The organism is Streptomyces umbrinus, from assembly GCF_030817415.1.
Taxonomy (GTDB): Bacteria; Actinomycetota; Actinomycetes; order Streptomycetales; family Streptomycetaceae; genus Streptomyces; species Streptomyces umbrinus_A.
In genome coordinates, this window is the sequence record NZ_JAUSZI010000002.1 from 5,040,933 (window position 1) to 5,056,790 (window position 15,858).

Annotated in this window: 13 protein-coding genes and 1 tRNA gene; 10 read left to right on the top strand and 4 right to left on the bottom strand. The window is 71.6% G+C overall.

Annotated elements, in window-relative coordinates; translation table 11 throughout:
* Positions 1-192 precede the first annotated feature (192 nt).
* Positions 193-666 (top strand): DUF485 domain-containing protein, encoded by a 474-nt coding sequence (locus tag QF035_RS21910; protein ID WP_307522152.1) that lies wholly within the window; start codon positions 193-195, stop codon positions 664-666.
* A 26-nt stretch (positions 667-692) separates the two neighbouring features.
* Complete coding sequence (locus QF035_RS21915) at positions 693-2,270, top strand: sodium/solute symporter (protein WP_307531321.1); 1,578 nt, start codon at positions 693-695, stop codon at positions 2,268-2,270.
* Positions 2,271-2,471: 201 nt separating this feature from the next.
* On the opposite strand, the gene QF035_RS21920 is transcribed toward QF035_RS21915, so the two are convergent.
* The 3 genes from QF035_RS21920 to QF035_RS21930 form a co-directional block, all read right to left on the bottom strand.
* Complete coding sequence (locus tag QF035_RS21920) at positions 2,472-3,359, bottom strand: cellulose-binding protein (protein WP_307522153.1); 888 nt, start codon at positions 3,357-3,359, stop codon at positions 2,472-2,474.
* A gap of 190 nt (positions 3,360-3,549) precedes the next feature.
* The gene (locus QF035_RS21925) at positions 3,550-6,624 is read right to left on the bottom strand and encodes an SUKH-4 family immunity protein (RefSeq protein WP_307522154.1); all 3,075 of its coding nucleotides are present in this window, start codon (positions 6,622-6,624) and stop codon (positions 3,550-3,552) included.
* Positions 6,625-6,631: 7 nt separating this feature from the next.
* Entirely contained in the window at positions 6,632-7,627 is a 996-nt protein-coding gene (locus QF035_RS21930) for an SMI1/KNR4 family protein (protein WP_307522155.1), read from the bottom strand.
* A 249-nt stretch (positions 7,628-7,876) separates the two neighbouring features.
* On the opposite strand from QF035_RS21930, the gene QF035_RS21935 reads away from it, so the two are divergent.
* Together QF035_RS21935 and QF035_RS21940 are read left to right on the top strand one after the other, a co-directional pair.
* The gene (locus QF035_RS21935) at positions 7,877-8,380 is read left to right on the top strand and encodes a YwqJ-related putative deaminase (protein ID WP_307522156.1); all 504 of its coding nucleotides are present in this window, start codon (positions 7,877-7,879) and stop codon (positions 8,378-8,380) included.
* Between the two features lie 94 nt (positions 8,381-8,474).
* Entirely contained in the window at positions 8,475-8,987 is a 513-nt protein-coding gene (locus tag QF035_RS21940) for an SUKH-3 domain-containing protein (protein WP_307522158.1), read from the top strand.
* A gap of 375 nt (positions 8,988-9,362) precedes the next feature.
* Here QF035_RS21940 and QF035_RS21945 read toward each other — a convergent pair whose 3' ends face one another.
* Entirely contained in the window at positions 9,363-10,691 is a 1,329-nt protein-coding gene (locus QF035_RS21945) for a sensor histidine kinase (RefSeq protein WP_307522160.1), read from the bottom strand.
* A 266-nt stretch (positions 10,692-10,957) separates the two neighbouring features.
* Between QF035_RS21945 and QF035_RS21950 the strand changes: the two genes are divergently transcribed.
* The 6 genes from QF035_RS21950 to QF035_RS21975 all read left to right on the top strand — a co-directional run bounded on the left by QF035_RS21950 (position 10,958) and on the right by QF035_RS21975 (position 15,812).
* Positions 10,958-11,029: transfer RNA gene (locus QF035_RS21950), tRNA-Gln, on the top strand.
* A 129-nt stretch (positions 11,030-11,158) separates the two neighbouring features.
* The gene (glmU, locus tag QF035_RS21955) at positions 11,159-12,607 is read left to right on the top strand and encodes a bifunctional UDP-N-acetylglucosamine diphosphorylase/glucosamine-1-phosphate N-acetyltransferase GlmU (RefSeq protein ID WP_307522162.1); all 1,449 of its coding nucleotides are present in this window, start codon (positions 11,159-11,161) and stop codon (positions 12,605-12,607) included.
* A 121-nt stretch (positions 12,608-12,728) separates the two neighbouring features.
* Positions 12,729-13,700 carry a ribose-phosphate diphosphokinase gene (locus tag QF035_RS21960; RefSeq protein WP_307522163.1) on the top strand — a complete coding sequence of 324 codons (972 nt, stop codon included), beginning with the start codon at positions 12,729-12,731 and terminating at the stop codon, positions 13,698-13,700.
* Between the two features lie 200 nt (positions 13,701-13,900).
* The gene (locus QF035_RS21965; RefSeq protein ID WP_307522165.1) at positions 13,901-14,488 is read left to right on the top strand and encodes a 50S ribosomal protein L25/general stress protein Ctc; all 588 of its coding nucleotides are present in this window, start codon (positions 13,901-13,903) and stop codon (positions 14,486-14,488) included.
* 94 nt (positions 14,489-14,582) lie between these two features.
* On the top strand, positions 14,583-15,194 hold the full coding sequence (gene pth / locus QF035_RS21970; RefSeq protein ID WP_189837104.1) for an aminoacyl-tRNA hydrolase: 612 nt from the start codon (positions 14,583-14,585) through the stop codon (positions 15,192-15,194).
* Positions 15,195-15,326: 132 nt separating this feature from the next.
* Complete coding sequence (locus QF035_RS21975; RefSeq protein WP_307522167.1) at positions 15,327-15,812, top strand: hypothetical protein; 486 nt, start codon at positions 15,327-15,329, stop codon at positions 15,810-15,812.
* Positions 15,813-15,858 lie beyond the last annotated feature (46 nt).

Below are 15,858 nucleotides of genomic sequence, written 5' to 3' on the forward strand. Positions count from 1 at the left end.
AAGTGGCCGGCGGGGACACAGGTGTGTGGGTTAACGGGGGTAACACCCCAGGTCAGCGAAGTAAGCGCATACCGACCAGACAGTTTGGCGAAACCCTCGCGCAGGCCTGCTACCTGCGAGTAGCGTGCGTCCTCGCTCACCCCCCGCTCCCTGCGGTCCGCACCGGGCCCGAGCCACGCAAGGAGAACCGGGATGTCTTACGACTCGTCCCCGTCGTACCCCGTTCCACCGCACCATCCGTCCCACAACTCGTCACCGTCCTACTCGACGTACCCGACGCAACCGACGTATCCGTGGGCTCCGCAACAGCCGGAGCCCGAACCCGCGCGGCAGCCGAACCGGCATCGCCACACCGCTCTCGGGCACCACAGCGACCTGCGGGTGCTGCGCACCGCGTACCGCTGGCAGCGGCGCGTGGCGACGCTGACCGCGCTCGGCTACTTCACGCTGTTCCTCGTCCTGTCCGCGTGGGCGCCGTCGTTCATGACGAGGGAGGTGGCCGACGGGCTGCCCCTCGGTCTGATGCTGGGGCTCTTCCAGGTGCCCGTCACCTGCGTGGCGATCGCGCTGTACGAGTACACGGCCCGCCGGGGCGTGGACCCGATCGCCGAGCGACTACGGAAGCAGGCGGAGCTTGACACCAAGCGGGCGGAGGCGGGCAGGTGACCGGCTTCAGCAGTTCCGCCCAGGCGATGTCGCTCGTGGCGTTCACGGTCGTGGCGACCATCACGCTGCTGCTGTGCGTGATGACGGGCCCGGACCGGGACGACCTCGACGAGTTCTACACGGGGTACGGCTCCCTCTCCCCCATGCGCAACGGCCTGGCCATCGCGGGCGACTACATCTCCGCGGCCACCGTGCTCGGCACGGGCGGCGTGATCGCGTTCTTCGGGTACGACGGTGTCGTACTCGCCCTCAGCACGGCTCTCTCCCTCATGCTGCTGATGTTCCTGCTGGCCGAACCCCTGCGGAACGCGGGCCGGTTCACCATGGGCGACGCGCTGGCACGGCGGATGCCGGGCCGGGCGGTACGCATCACGGCGTGCGCGGCGACGCTGGCCGCGCTGCTGCCGCTGATGCTGGTCCAACTCGCCGGAACCGGCGATCTGCTGGCGTTCATCCTCGGCTTCTCCAGCGAAGGGCTGAAGACGGGCTGCATCATCGGGCTCGGCGCGCTGATGATCAGCTATGCGGCGATCGGCGGCATGAAGGGCACCGCCCTGATCCAGATCCTGAAGATCGTGATGCTGCTCGGCTCGGGCGCCGTCATCGCCGTACTGATCCTGAACAAGTTCGACTGGAACCTCGGCGGCCTGTTCGGCCAGGCGGCGAGGAGCAGCGGGGCCGGGTCCGCGTTCCTGAGCTCTGGGCTGCAGTTCGCGGGCGGGCCCAACCCCCGCCTGGACATGATCAGTTCGGAGCTGACTGTGGTCCTTGGCGGGGCCTGTCTGCCGCACATCACCATGCGTATGTACACGGCGGGCAGCGCGCGTCAGGTGCGCCGTTCGATGTCCTGGGCGGTGCCGGCCGTGGCTCTGTTCGTGCTGATCATCACGGTCGTCGGGTTCGGGGCGACGGCGCTGATCGGGCGGGAGGCGATCGCGGCGGAGGACCCGCAGGGCAACACGGCGTATCTGCTGGGCGCGCGGGCCGCGTTCGGGGCGGACGTCTCGACGGCCGAAACACTGCTGTTCACCACCGTCACGGCAGCGATCTTCCTGACGGTGCTCGCCTCCGTCGCCGGGATGATCCTCGCCTGCGCCAACTCCCTTGCCCATGACGTCTTCGCGCACGGCAGGAAGCAGTTGTCGCCGCGCCGGGAGATGACGCTGGCGCGGGCGAGCGCGGCGGCGGTCGGCATCCCCGCGATTCTGCTGGCCACGCTGGTCCAGCACCACAGCCTGCAGCCGCTGGTGACGCTGTCGTTCTGCCTCGGCGCGTCCGCGATAGCGCCGGCGCTCGTCTACAGCCTGTTCTGGCGGCGGTACACCCGTGCCGGGCTGATGTGCACGCTCATCGGCGGCTCTGTGAGCACGCTCGTTCTGATGACCGGTACGAATCTGGTGTCCGGGTCGCCGATATCGGCCTTCCCCGGCCATGACTTCACCTGGTTCCCGTTCACCACGACCGGGATCGTCTCCATTCCGCTGGGGTTCCTGTTCGGCTGGCTCGGCACGGTGGCCTCCGGGCGGGGGGCGGCTGAGGAGCAGCGGAAGCAGTACGAGGCTGTGGAGGGGTGGATTCTTGCGGGGGCCGTCCGGCGGGACTGAGGGGGGGTGGGGGCTGCGGTGTGTGTGTTGGCTGCGGGCCGGTGGGGATTGTTCGCGCAGTTCCCCGCGCCCCTGAAAGACCTGGGGCCCGCCCCCGTCTTTTGGGCGCGGGAAGCTGTACGGCTGGCCCCCGCCGGTGCTTTTAGGGGCGCGGGGAACTGCGCGGCCCGCCCCCACCGGGCCGCAGCCGAACAGAATCCGCTACTCCGCCGTCGCCCGTCCCGTCAGGGCCGTGAGGCTGTTGCGGACGTGGGTCATGTGGGCGCTCACGTCGTCCCACTCGTCCCCGTGTTCGCGCAGGACGCGTTCCGTCTCACGCGAGATGCGGTCCTCGTGGAGGCGTGCCTCGGCGAGGAGTTCGGCGGCGCGGGTCTCGGCGTCCTCCTGGAGGTGCCGGGTGGACTCGTGGGCCTCGGCGAGGGCCCGTTCGGCCTCGGCCAGTTCCTCCACCGCGCGCGAGGCCCGCTCGTCGTGGCGCGCGTCGAGCGCCGCCTCCCGTTCGGCCGCCTCGCGCGCGACCCTCTCCCAGCGCTCGGCGTGCTCCTTCTCCTGCTCTGCGAGAAGCGCCTCGCTGCGCCGCCGCGTCTCGCGGAGCGCGGCGAGCGCCTCACCGCGGTTCTCCTTCACGTCACGCCGCGCCGCGATGCGCATCTCGTCGGCCTCGGCCTGCGCGGCGAGCAGCCGGTGCCGGACCCGCTCCTCGGCCTCACCGCGCACCGCGTCGGCCTCCGCACCCGCGGCCGCGCGCAGTCGCCCGGCCGCCGCCTCGGCCTCCTCCACGACCAGCCGGGCCTGCCGCCGCGCACCCTCGCTCACGGCCATGGCCTCCTCCTCGCCCAGTTCGAAGAGCCGCCTGGCACGGTCACCGAGCGTCTCGTACGTCTGGGGAGCCAGCCCCGCCACGACCTCGTGCAGCCGATCCGCCTCGGCCTCCATCTCCCTGGCCAGGACGGTCAGCCGGGCGGCCCGTTCCCAGGCGGCGTCGCGCCCCCGGGAGAGCGCCGCGGCGTACGCCTCGACCTGGTCGGGGCGGTAACCGCGCCCCCGTACGGCCTCGAAGCCATGAGGCGACACCGATGCGTTGCTCATCCTCGAATCCCCTCTCCGGCGTACGACATGATTTGCCGCACATCTTGACGGATCAGGCGTAAGCGTTCATAACGCGACACTCCGGACTTGAGTTGGGCAGGAATGTGACACAAAAGGGCCGGGCCCGGTCAACCGACCGGGCCCGGCCCTCTCGTACTCAGCACTCGACGTCAGTAACGTCGACGTCGCGTCACAGCAAGCCGTCCCACATCTGTTCCAGCAGCACCGACCACCAGCTCTCCGGCGAACCGAGCGCCGCCGGGTCGAGCGCGGCCAACTGCGCCTGGAAGTCGACGGTCCAGCGGCCTGCCTGCTCCTGGTTGAGCCCGAAGCGAAGACGCCACATACGGCCCAGCAGCGCGAGGCTGCGCGCGAACTCGGGCAGCCCTGTGTTCACGAACTGCGGCGGTACGGAAGCGCCGCCGGGACCCGCCTCCACGGGCACGGCCACGATGTGCGCCGTCCCGTACTGGACACAGATCGCCTTGCCGAAGTCGCTGCCCATGACGAGGTACGAGCCCGCGTCCGCGGACGGCTGGACGCCACGCTCCTGCGCCAGTTCGGCGAGCGTCGGCACCGGGCGGCCCGGCTGGGCCTGCGCCCAGAAGAACGGGTTCATGTCGAGAGGCAGTCCAGCCACGACCAGCGTGTGCGCCACGATCGGCGGCACACCCTGCCGGGACACGGCCGCCTGGTCGAACCGGAACAGCCCCGGTCCGAACGCCGCCGCCAGCTCCTGCCCGATCGCCTCCGGCGGGATCGGCGGCGCGGGCTGCACCGGCGGCAGCGGCGACCGTACGGGCCCGGGCCTGGCCGGACCGTCCGCGACCTGGTGCAACTCGCCCTGGTGCGCGAGCAGTTGAGCCATGCCCTGCTGACGGCTCGCGTGGTCCGTGCCGTACGAGGCGATGCTGGTGATCCTCGCCTGTGGCCAGCTCTCCCGGATCATCCGGGCGCAGTACGCACCCGGCAGTTCGCAGGACTCCAGCTCCGTGTGGAGCTCCAGCACCTGCTGCGGCGGCACGTTCATCGCGCGCAGCTCGTGCAGGATCTGCCACTCCGGGTGCGGGGTGCCCGGCGCGGAACGCCGGATGAGCTGCTGCTCGCTCCCGTCCTGGGCGCGGTAGCGCAGGACCGCCTGGTAGCCGGGGCCGACGGTCGGCTGCCCCTGCTGGGGGTAGCCGTAGGCCGGGGGCTGCTGACCGGGCATCGGCCGGCCCGGCATGGGCTGGCCGGGGAAGGGCTGCTGACCGGGCGGAGGCATGCCGGGGGCACCCGGCGGCATCCCGGGGGGCGCCTGAGGCGGCGGGGCCGTACCCGGGCCGCCGCTCGGGGGACCGGACAGCATGGTCTCGGCGTGGTGGACGGCACCGGGTGTGCCGGGGGCACCGGGGACACCTGGCCCGCCAGGACCTACCGGAGCCCCTGGCCCTCCCGGAGCACCCGGAGCACCCGGAGGCTGGGGCGCGCCAGGGCCGCCCACCGCCGGACCGGCGAGCATCGTCGCGGCATGGTGGACGCCACCGGCGGGCGTACCGCCGGGGTTGTTGGGCGCGCCGGGAGGCTGCGGGGCACCCGGAGTACCGGGCGCACCGGGAGGCTTGGGCGCGCCGGGCTGGTTCGGGTCGGCGAGCATGGTCGCCGCGTGGTGGACACCGCCCGGAGGCGTACCGCCCGGGGTACCCGGAGCGCCAGGGGCACCCGGGGGCTGCGGGGTCCCGGGCCCGCCCGGCCCGTCGGGGCCGAGCTGCGAGACCATCTGCGTCGGTACGTATCCACCGGCCGGCGTCCCCGGCGCACCGGGACCGGACGCGGGAGCCGCACCGCCCGGCCGCGCGCCGGGCGTTCCGGGCGCACCCGGAGGCGGCGGCGTACCGGCCGCACCCGCACCACGGGCACCGCGCGGCGGAGCCTGCGCCTTGCTGGTGGCGGCGTCGGCGATGTCACCGGCGTTCGGGGGCAACGGCCGCCCGCCCGCACCCGAACCGGGAGGCGGCTGCGGCGGATTGGGCCCGGCGGGCGGCTGAGGAGCACCCTGCGGAAACCCGTACGAGGGAGCACTCTGCGCACCGGGAGCACCCGGAGGCGGCGTCCCGGGCGCACCAGGCGGCGGTGTGCCGGCGCCGGGCCCCTGCGGATAGCCGTACGAGGACGGCGCCCCGGGCGGCGGCGTACCAGGCGCACCGGCGGGCCCACCCGGAGGCGGCGTACCGGCGCCAGGCCCCTGCGGATAGCCGTACGAAGACGGCGCCCCCGGCGGCGGAGTGTCCTGCGCACCAGGACCGCCAGGACCGCCAGGTCCACCAGGACCGGACTGAGCCCCCGGGCCCTGCGGGAAGGAGGGCGGGTTCGGGTCGCCCAGCGCGGGGGCGACGGTCGTGCTCGGGAGCTGGCTGCCGCCCGAGATCAGGCTGGTCTTGGCCTCGGGTGTCGCGTCGGGCTCCGACGGCCTGCCACCGGCGCCCCCGTCCCCGACGTCCCTTATCTGCGGCGCGTACACGGTCTCGGGGAGCGGCACCGAACGGTCGTCCCCCGTCTCGGCGTTGGTGTCGGTCCCGGCCCACGGCGTCGCGTCGGCGGGCACCCCGGAACCGCCCGAGGGCCCCCCGCCGGCGGCGGGCCACGATGTACCGCCACCGGGAGCGGAAGATACCCCTGGGCCGCCGGGCCCGGGCAACGTCTCGGGAATCGCCCCTCCGCCCCCGGCCCCTCCATGGGCGGGACCGGCAGAACCGCCGGTCGGCACCGCGTCACTCGCGGCGGCAGCGGCGGCGGGACGAGACCCGGCCCCGTCCGACGCCCTGTCCGGAGTCCTGTCGGACGGACGGGGCGAACCGCCGCCCGACGACCCGCCCGACGAGCCACCGGACGTCCGGTCCCGCCGGTCCGGAATCCCCATCCGGTCCGCCGCCTCCTGGAGCCACTCCGGCGGCGTCAGCAGGAACGACGTCTGGTTGAGGTCGACGCGCGCGGGAGGCGCGGGCGCCGGATCGGGTGCCGCGTCCGGCAACCCGTACTCCTCCTCGTACCGGCGGATCACCTCGCCCACCGGCAGCGAGGGCCACAGTGTGGCCTCGCCGCTGTCGCGGGCGATGACAAGCCGCTGGGCACCGCCGTCGGACCGCGGTCCTTCGGCCCGGTCCTCGGCCCACACCACGAATCCGAGTTCGAACTCCCGCACCCGCACCTCGCGGTGCTGGTAGCCGGGCACATCCCCGTTGATCCACTCTTCGGCGCGCTCCTGCGCCTGCGCGAAGGTCACCATCGGACGCTCACTCCCCCACCGAAGACACCGCGGACACCGACACAGCCCGCGCGAATCCACCGTCCACCATCAGATTCGCCACGGTCTCCAGCTCCGGCGGATTGCCCGCGAGCCGGGCCAGGAACTGGTCGAAGTCGTCCCCACAGGGCAGCAGCAGCCGCTGCACACGCTCCGGGGGCGCCCACAGGTCCTGGTCACGGGCGTCGTCGTACGCGCAGAACCACACGGACCCGACGCTGTCGCCCTTGACCTTCACGGCGAGCAGACCGCCCTGGACGAAGCCGACGCCCAGATAGTCCTTGGTGAGGTGGTCCCGCAGACATTTGTTGACGTACACGAGGTCGTTGACGGCGGCCTCGTCGCGCACGGTGAAGAACGGCTGGTCGACCAGCAGTCCCAGCTCGGCGTCGAGCGCGGCACCCATCGGGGCGCACCCGCCGGCGGCCTTCAGGAACGACCGGTACGCGCCGGGCAGCCGGTACCCGAGGTCCTCCTCGACGCCCAGCACCTCCTGCTCGGTCACCGCGACGGCGGCCTTGGGCAGCCCGAAGTGCGCGGGCCGCGTCTCCTGCAGGGGCCGGGTCCCGCGCTTGTTCTGGTCGACGGCCGCGGTGGCAAGTCCGCCGTGGTGGCGCAGAAGCGCCTTCACCTCGACCGGCACCAGCTCCAGCCGCCGGGTCCCCGGCACGTGGTGCCAGGTCCAGCCGTGCGGAGTGGCGACGGGCGGGATGGTGTCCCACAGGTCATGACCGTCCGCGGCCATGGCCGCGTTCGCGGACACGTAGTCCGTCAGCCGAAGTTCGTCGACCCCGAACCCCTCGGGCGGCTCGGCGATCTCCGCAGCGGCACGTGCATAGAACGAGAAGTCGGGATAGCCGCGGTCGTCGACACGTACACCTCTCGGGTGACGCGCCGCCCGGACCGGGTCCGGGAAGTGCACGACCTGCCCGGCGTAGGCCGCGTTCGGCGGCGCGGCTTGTTGCCCGAGCCGACCTGTCGTCATGGCGGTTGCCCCCTGCGGCGTTCTGAAGGATCGCGGATATCGACAGCCTATGCGGTTGAACGACACCGGTCACCGGGCCTCCGGTTCCGTACCGGCCAGCGGGGCTCCGGTTCCGTGACCTGCCGTCATCGCGCCGTGACGGTGCGGCGAAGACCACGCGTGTCGCGGCGCCCCAGCTTCCGCACCAGCCACGGAGTTTGGCAGTCTGTCCGAGCACCGGGGGATGCGGTAAGGGGAGGAAACAGGACGATGAACTCAACGCAGACAGGCAGGTCTGGTGACCCCAGAGTGGGCTGGAGCAACACCGACGCTCCCGTCACGCCCACACTCCTCCACCGCCGTGACGGCATACTTCCGACCATCGCCGCCGCCCTGTCCGTACGGGGCGCGACGCTCACCGGCACCGCGGGCCGGGGCGACCAGCCGCCGCCGCTCCACCCGCTCGTCCGGGACTTCCTGGACACACTGACGAGCGGACAGCGCGACCGCTTCACCGGTCGCTGCGCCGAAGTGATCCTCATCTCCCGCCACATCACGGCGGTGGACGCGGACCGTTCCAAACGGGCCGCCCGCAAACCCATGACCAACGGAGAGGCCCGCAAGTCCCTCAAGCAGGCCAAACTCACCGCCCGCCGCATCCGCGAGGACGGCGACCCGCTGCACGGCAGTTTCGCGCCGCCCTGCCGCTCCTGCACCGCGCTCAGCGCCCACTTCGGCGTACGCATCGTCGACCCGACGGCACCACGGGACTGAGAAACCCCTCTTCCCCCACACAGGGCGTCACCCGCGCCCCTTGCAGAAGCCGCCGAACCACTGCCGCGGCAGCTCAGACGAACGCGAAGGTCCGATGCACACCGACCGCACCTCTCCCTCCCCCACACCGACCTCGACCCGGTTCTCCGCCGTGGTCGACGCCGCGCTGCGCTCCGCGGGGTGGCAGCCGGGACGCTGGGACATAAAGCAGGCCGAGATCTGGGCCGACGCCCTGCGCGGCCACGAGTCGCCGGCCGGTCACCGCCACTCCGTGTTCCCGGCGGCGGTCGAGGCCTGGGCGGAGTTCGGCGGTCTGCACATCCCGACCACGGCCCCGGGCCGCCAGATCGCCCCGACGCCTCTGCACCTGGACCCCCTGCACGGCCTCCACATGGCCCGTACGCTCGTGGACCTGGGCAGAGCCCTGGACAGCGAAGTGGCCCCGCTGGGCGAGGAGTCCGACACCAGAGCCCTGCTCGCCATCGACGCGGAGGGCCGCACCTACACCCTCGATCACACGGGCGACTGGTACCTGGGCGCGACGATCGACCAGGCCCTGACCACACTTGTCTCGGGCCTGGAACCGGTACGCCTGACGGCCGGCTGAACGGGCGCGGGCTCTCCGGGCCGGGCGGCCTCGACGAACTCCGTCCCGGGCCGGACTCACTCCGTCCCGCCCCGCCGCCGCCCAGCTCGCCCCGGCCCGTCCCTACCGGACTCCGGGCCAGTTCACCCCGGACGGATTCGCTCCAGACCGGTCTCACTCCAGACCGGTTTCGCCCCGGGCCGGTTCACCGGGGACGGATTCACTCCGGGCGGTTCGCCCTGGCCCGGCTCACCCCGGACGGATTCACCACAGACCGGCTCATCCCGGACCAGTTCACCCCCGGCCCGGCCCGCTCAGTCCCGACCCGGTTCACCCCGGACCGGTTCACGCCACCCCGGCGTTCACGCCACCTCGACGCTCACGCCACCTCGACGCTCACGCCTCCGCCGGAATCACCGCCGAGACCCGGAAGCCGCCCGCGTCGGTGGGGCCGGACACGAACACGCCCCCGAGCCCCAGGACCCGCTCCTTCATCCCCACCAGACCGTTCCCCCCGCTGGGCAGCCGCGCGTCGGACGCGGCACCGGGCTCGGGCGGGGGTCCGTTCTCCACCTGCATGGCGATCTCGGCCCCGCGGTGCGCGACCCGCACCCGGGTCTTCGCCCCCGCCGCATGCTTGTGGACGTTGGTCAGCGCCTCCTGCACCACGCGATAGGCGGTCTGCTCCACCAGGGCCGCATAACCCCGGGCATCCCCCTCCACGAACAGGTCGACGACCATCCCCGCGGCGGCGGACTGCCCCACCAGCTCCTGGAGATCATCGAGGCAGGGTCCGTCCCCCGTCTCCTCGTCCACGGCCCGGGACGCCGCGGCGGCGGCCGCGACCCCCACCGCCGCGAGCGGCACGGTCTGCATCCGTACGGAGGAGCCCCCGTAACCCCCCTCGCCCGTACGCAGAACCCCCAGCATCTCCCGCAGTTCGGTCAGCGCCTGCCGTCCCATGTCCCCCACGAGCGAGGCGTTCTTGACGGCCTTCTCGGGGTCCTTGCGCGCCACGGCCTGCAGAGCCGCCGCGTGCACGACCATCAGACTCACCCGGTGCGCGACGACGTCGTGCATCTCGCGGGCGATCCGGGTCCGCTCCTCGTTGCGCGCCCACTCCGCCCGCTCCTCGGCCCGCTCGGCCAGCAACATCAACTCCCGCTCCAGGGAGTCGGCCCGCTCCCGCAGACTCTCCATCAGCCGCCGCCTGGCCCCCACGTACAACCCGAGCAGGATCGGCGGCGCGGTCATCCCGAGCGAGGTGGTGATGGACACGAACGGTACGAACCAGTCGCCCACCATCTGAAGGTCGCCCCGCACCATCCCCTGGTGCGCGCGCACGTACGTGACGATGAGCATGCCCACCATCGACATACCGGCCAGCGCCCCGATGATCCGCCGGGGCATCTCGGACGCGGCGAGCGTGTAGAGCCCGACGAGCCCCATCAGGAACCCCATCTGGGCCGGTGTGATGGCGATCGACACCAGCACCACGGCGATGGGCCACCGCCTCCGGAACAGCAGCACGGACCCGGCGAGGGCCCCGAACACCATCCCGGCGGGCACCGGCACGCCCGCCGCGTCCGCGAAGGGATACCCCTCGATCGCACACTCCACGGCGGACACCAGCGCGAGGGTCCCGTCGAGCACCGCGCTGCGCCACCTCGCCCACCACCACGGCCCGGTCAGGGTCGCGGTGTGGTCTTCCCCCGTCGTGGTCATGCCTCCAGCCTACGGTCGCCCCCCGCCGCTTTTCCGGTGAGTTTCGCGTACTGGCCTACACCACTCGCCGTAATCGAACAGACACGAAACCCGCCGCAATCCGCCGAAAACCCAGAACCGGCCCAAGCCGCCCCCCGAGTCACCCCACGCCCGCCCCGCACCACCCGGCGCAGTCGAAGTACCGTCGCACCGAAGGCACCCGGTACGGCATAGTGTTGGATGTCGACTCGGCAGCCCGACCGGATCTCCGGTCCCGTCGAGTTCCATCCCCCGTGGTGTAATTGGCAGCACTGTGGCTTTTGGTGCCATCTGTCCGGGTTCGAGTCCTGGCGGGGGAGCGCTACACGAACCGGGCCCCGACCGCACTGTCAGGGCCCGCTCCCATTTCTCCCTCACAACGCCCCGGTATCCTGCGGATGTCCACTCCCCAAAGGCACCCCAGCCATCCGAAGCCGAAGGGCATCCCCGTGAGCGCCAACCGCCCGGCAGCCGTCGTCGTTCTTGCAGCGGGTGAGGGCACCCGTATGAAGTCGGCCACGCCCAAGGTCCTGCACGACATCTGTGGCCGTTCTCTCGTCGGCCATGTACTCGCCGCCGCACGCGAGTTGGAGCCCGAGCATCTGGTGGTCGTCGTGGGCCACGCCCGCGAGAAGGTCACCGCGCACCTCACCGACACCGCTCCGGGTGTACGGACCGCCGTGCAGGCCGAGCAGAACGGCACGGGTCACGCCGTGCGGATGGCCCTGGAGGAGCTGGGCGGCGGCATCGACGGAACCGTCGTGGTCGTCTGCGGGGACACGCCCCTCCTCAGCGGCGGAACCCTGCGCGACCTCGCCTCCAACCACACCACCGACGGCAACGCGGTCACCGTGCTCACCGCCGAGGTCCCGGACGCCACCGGCTACGGCCGCATCGTGCGCGACGGCGTCTCCGGCGCGGTCACCGCGATCGTCGAGCACAAGGACGCCTCGGAGTCCCAGCGCGCGATCCGCGAGATCAACTCCGGTGTCTTCGCCTTCGACGGACAGCTCCTCGCGGACGCGCTCGGCAAGGTCCGCACCGACAACAGCCAGGGCGAGGAGTACCTCACCGACGTCCTCGGCATCCTCCGCGAGGCCGGGCACCGCGTCGGCGCCTCCGTGGCGGGCGACCACCGCGAGATCGCCGGCATCAACAACCGCGTCCAGCTCTCCGAGGCCCGCCGCATCCTCAACGACCGGCTGCTGGAGCGGGCGATGCTCGCCGGCGTCACCGTCGTCGACCCGGCCACCACCTGGATCGACGTCACCGTCACCTTCGAGCAGGACGCGACCGTGCACCCCGGCACCCAGCTCCAGGGCGCCACACACCTCGCCGAGGGCGCCGAGGTCGGCCCCAACTCCCGCCTGAAGGACACCAGGGTGGGCGCGGGCGCCCGGATCGACAACACGGTCTCCAACGGCGCCGAGGTCGGCCCCCAGGCGAGCGTGGGTCCGTACGCGTATCTCCGCCCCGGCACCCGCCTCGGGCTGAAGTCCAAGGTGGGTACGTACGTGGAGACGAAGAACTCCACGATCGGCGAGGGAACGAAGGTGCCGCACCTCTCGTACGTGGGCGACGCGACGATCGGCGAGTACACGAACATCGGCGCCGCGAGCGTCTTCGTGAACTACGACGGCGAGGCCAAGCACCACACCACGGTCGGGTCGCACTGCAAGACGGGTTCGGACAACATGTTTGTGGCGCCTGTCACGGTCGGGGACGGTTCCTACACCGCCGCGGGCTCCGTCATCACGAAGGACGTGCCGGCCGGTTCACTGGCCGTCGCCCGGGGCCAGCAGCGGAATATCGAGGGCTGGGTGGCCCGCAAGCGCCCCGGAAGCGCGGCCGCGAAGGCGGCGGAGGCGGCTGCCCGGGAGTCGGCCGACGAAAGCTGACCGGAAAGCGGTGGGTCGGACTCGGCGTACCGTGATAGATGCACACCCGCACACCCAGCTGGGACCGCATCTGAGAACACATCTCAACATCCAGCTGAGACACCTCTGAGGAGACAGTGCTGTGACCGGGATCAAGACGACCGGCGAGAAGAAGATGATGTTCTTCTCCGGCCGCGCCCACCCCGAGCTTGCCGAGGAGGTCGCCCACCAGCTGGGTGTCGGGGTCGTCCCGACGAAGGCCTTCGACTTCGCCAACGGCGAGATCTACGTCCGCTACGAGGAGTCGGCCCGCGGCGCCGACTGCTTCCTCATCCAGAGCCACACCGCTCCGATCAACAAATGGATCATGGAGCAGCTCATCATGATCGATGCTCTGAAGCGGGCCTCCGCCCGGAGCATCACCGTGATCATGCCGTTCTACGGTTACGCCCGGCAGGACAAGAAGCACCGCGGACGTGAACCCATCTCGGCCCGTCTGATCGCCGACATGATGAAGACGGCCGGCGCCGACCGTCTCCTGACGGTCGATCTGCACACCGACCAGATCCAGGGATTCTTCGACGGTCCCGTGGATCATCTGTTCTCGCTGCCGCTGCTCGCGGACTACGTGGGCCACAAGGTGGACCGCTCCAAGCTCACGGTCGTCTCGCCGGACGCCGGCCGCGTGCGCGTGGCCGACCGCTGGTGCGACCGCCTGGGCGCGCCCCTCGCGATCGTGCACAAGCGCCGCGACAAGGACGTCGCGAACCAGGTCACGGTCCACGAGGTCGTCGGTGACGTCGAGGGCCGGGTCTGTGTCCTGGTCGACGACATGATCGACACCGGTGGCACGATCTGCGCCGCCGCGGACGCGCTGTTCGCGCACGGCGCGGAGGACGTCATCGTGACGGCCACGCACGGTGTGCTCTCCGGTCCGGCCGCCGACCGGCTGATGAACTCCAAGGTCAGCGAGTTCATCTTCACGGACACCCTGCCCACCCCGGGCGAGCTGGAACTCGACAAGATCACCGTGCTGTCGATCGCGCCGACGATCGCCAACGCGGTGCGCGAGGTCTTCGAGGACGGCTCGGTGACCAGCCTGTTCGACGAGTAGACAGGAAGCAGGTCCACCGGTCCCGCGGGCCGCGTAGATCGATTTCTTGTACGGCCTCCCCGCCCCGTAAGCTGTCACAGTTGCTCGGCGAGGGAGGCCGCACTCTTTGGTGCGGCGGTCCGTTATCGACGCGCTCTTCGTAGCAGGCCGATGTTTTGGCCGGGTGACCACCTTCCCCAACTGTTCTACGAGGAGTGACCATGGCCGACGTCAAGCTCGCCGCCGAGACCCGCACCGAGTTCGGCAAGGGTGCCGCCCGCCGCATCCGCCGTGAGAACAAGGTTCCCGCGGTCGTCTACGGCCACGGCGCCGACCCCGTCCACATCACGCTCCCGGGCCACGAGCTCCAGCTCGCCCTGCGTACCCCGAACGTCCTGCTCACCCTGGACATCGAGGGCAAGACCGAGCTGGCGATCCCGAAGGCCGTCCAGCGCGACGCCATCAAGGGCTTCCTGGAGCACGTCGACCTGCTCACCGTGAAGCGCGGCGAGAAGGTCACCGTCGAGGTCTACGTCCACACCGAGGGCGAGCTGGCCCCGGGCGCCTTCCTGCTCGAGCACGTGCTGAGCACGCTGACGGTCGAGGCCGAGGCCACGCACATCCCCGAGTCGGTCACCGTGTCCATCGCGGGCCTGGAGGCCGGTGCCTCCATCTCCGCCAAGGACATCCCGCTCCCCGAGGGCACCACGCTGGTCATCGACGAGGACGCCGTCGTGCTCCAGGTCCTGGCCGCCCAGGCGGAGGAGCCCACCGAGGAAGCCGCGGCCGACGAGGCCGCCGAGGCCTGATCCCGCACCGGATCACCGTGCACCGGCCGCCGCTCCCGAGGGGGCGGCGGCCGGTGCGTGTCCCTGATCCGGACAGCCCGCCGACCGAGGACCCATGGGAGACACGGACGTGACCACGGAACCAGGCGCCCCCTGGCTCATCGTGGGGCTCGGCAACCCCGGCCCCGAGTACGCCAGGAACCGCCACAACGTGGGCTTCATGGTGGCCGACCTCCTCGCCGAGCGGATCGGCGGGAAGTTCAAGCGGGCCGGCAAGGCGCAGGCCCAGGTGATCGAGGGCCGTATCGGCCCGCCGGGACCGGCGAACCGCCGGGTGATCCTGGCCAAGCCGATGTCGTACATGAACCTGTCGGGCGGCCCGGTCACGGCGCTGCGCGACTTCTACAAGGTGCCGACGGCGAACATCGTCGCCGTCCACGACGAACTCGACATCGACTACGGCGTGCTGCGGCTGAAGCTCGGCGGCGGCGACAACGGCCACAACGGCCTGAAGTCGATGACCAAGTCGATGGGCCCGGACTACCACCGCGTCCGTTTCGGCATCGGCCGCCCGCCGGGCCGCATGCAGGTGGCCGACTTCGTCCTGAAGGACTTCTCCGCGGCGGAGCGCAAGGAGCTGGACTACTTCGTGGACCGTGCGTCGGACGCGGTGGAGGCTCTCGTGATCGAGGGCCTGGAGCGGGCCCAGTCGACGTACAACTCCTGAGAGCTTTCCGGCCAGGTCGCCGAGACCGTACGAGAGGTCCGCGACAAAAGGTCCGTACAACGCGGGACTTGTCCCCCCACGGAGCCCCACCGGAGTTGACCAAGCGCAGGGCCATGGCCAAGGATCGCCGCCATGCCTGCCCTCGCCTCCCGTCAGAACGCGGTCGTGGCGCTCCGGTTCGGGCAGCTCGCGGCGATGGGTACGGTCGCGGCGCTGATCCTGATCGCGGGCGTCTGGGCCTCCTGGGGCACCGCCCAGCACGTGATGCTCACCAAGGGCCGTGAGCGCGGCACGATGACGGTCGCGCGATGTGCCGACGACCGCTGCACGGGTCCGTACCGGCCGCTGTCGGACGGGTCCACCGCCCGCGACCGGGTCGTCCTCGACAGCGAGGTCGCGGTCGACAAGGGCCGCACCTACACGGTCGCCGTGAAGCCCGGCAGCGACGAGGTCGTACGCACGGGCACCGGCGGCCTCCTCTACGCCTGGGCCCCGCTCGGCGGCGCGCTGCTGCTCGCCTCGATGGTGGTAGCGGGCGGCCTGCGCCTGCCCCGCCTCGCCTGGGCCTTCGGCGGCGCGGGCCTGACACTGCTCACGGCGGCCTTCATAACCCTCTGAGGCCTGGAAAACAGTCCCGCGCCCCAAGAGGCGCCCCAAAGGGGCG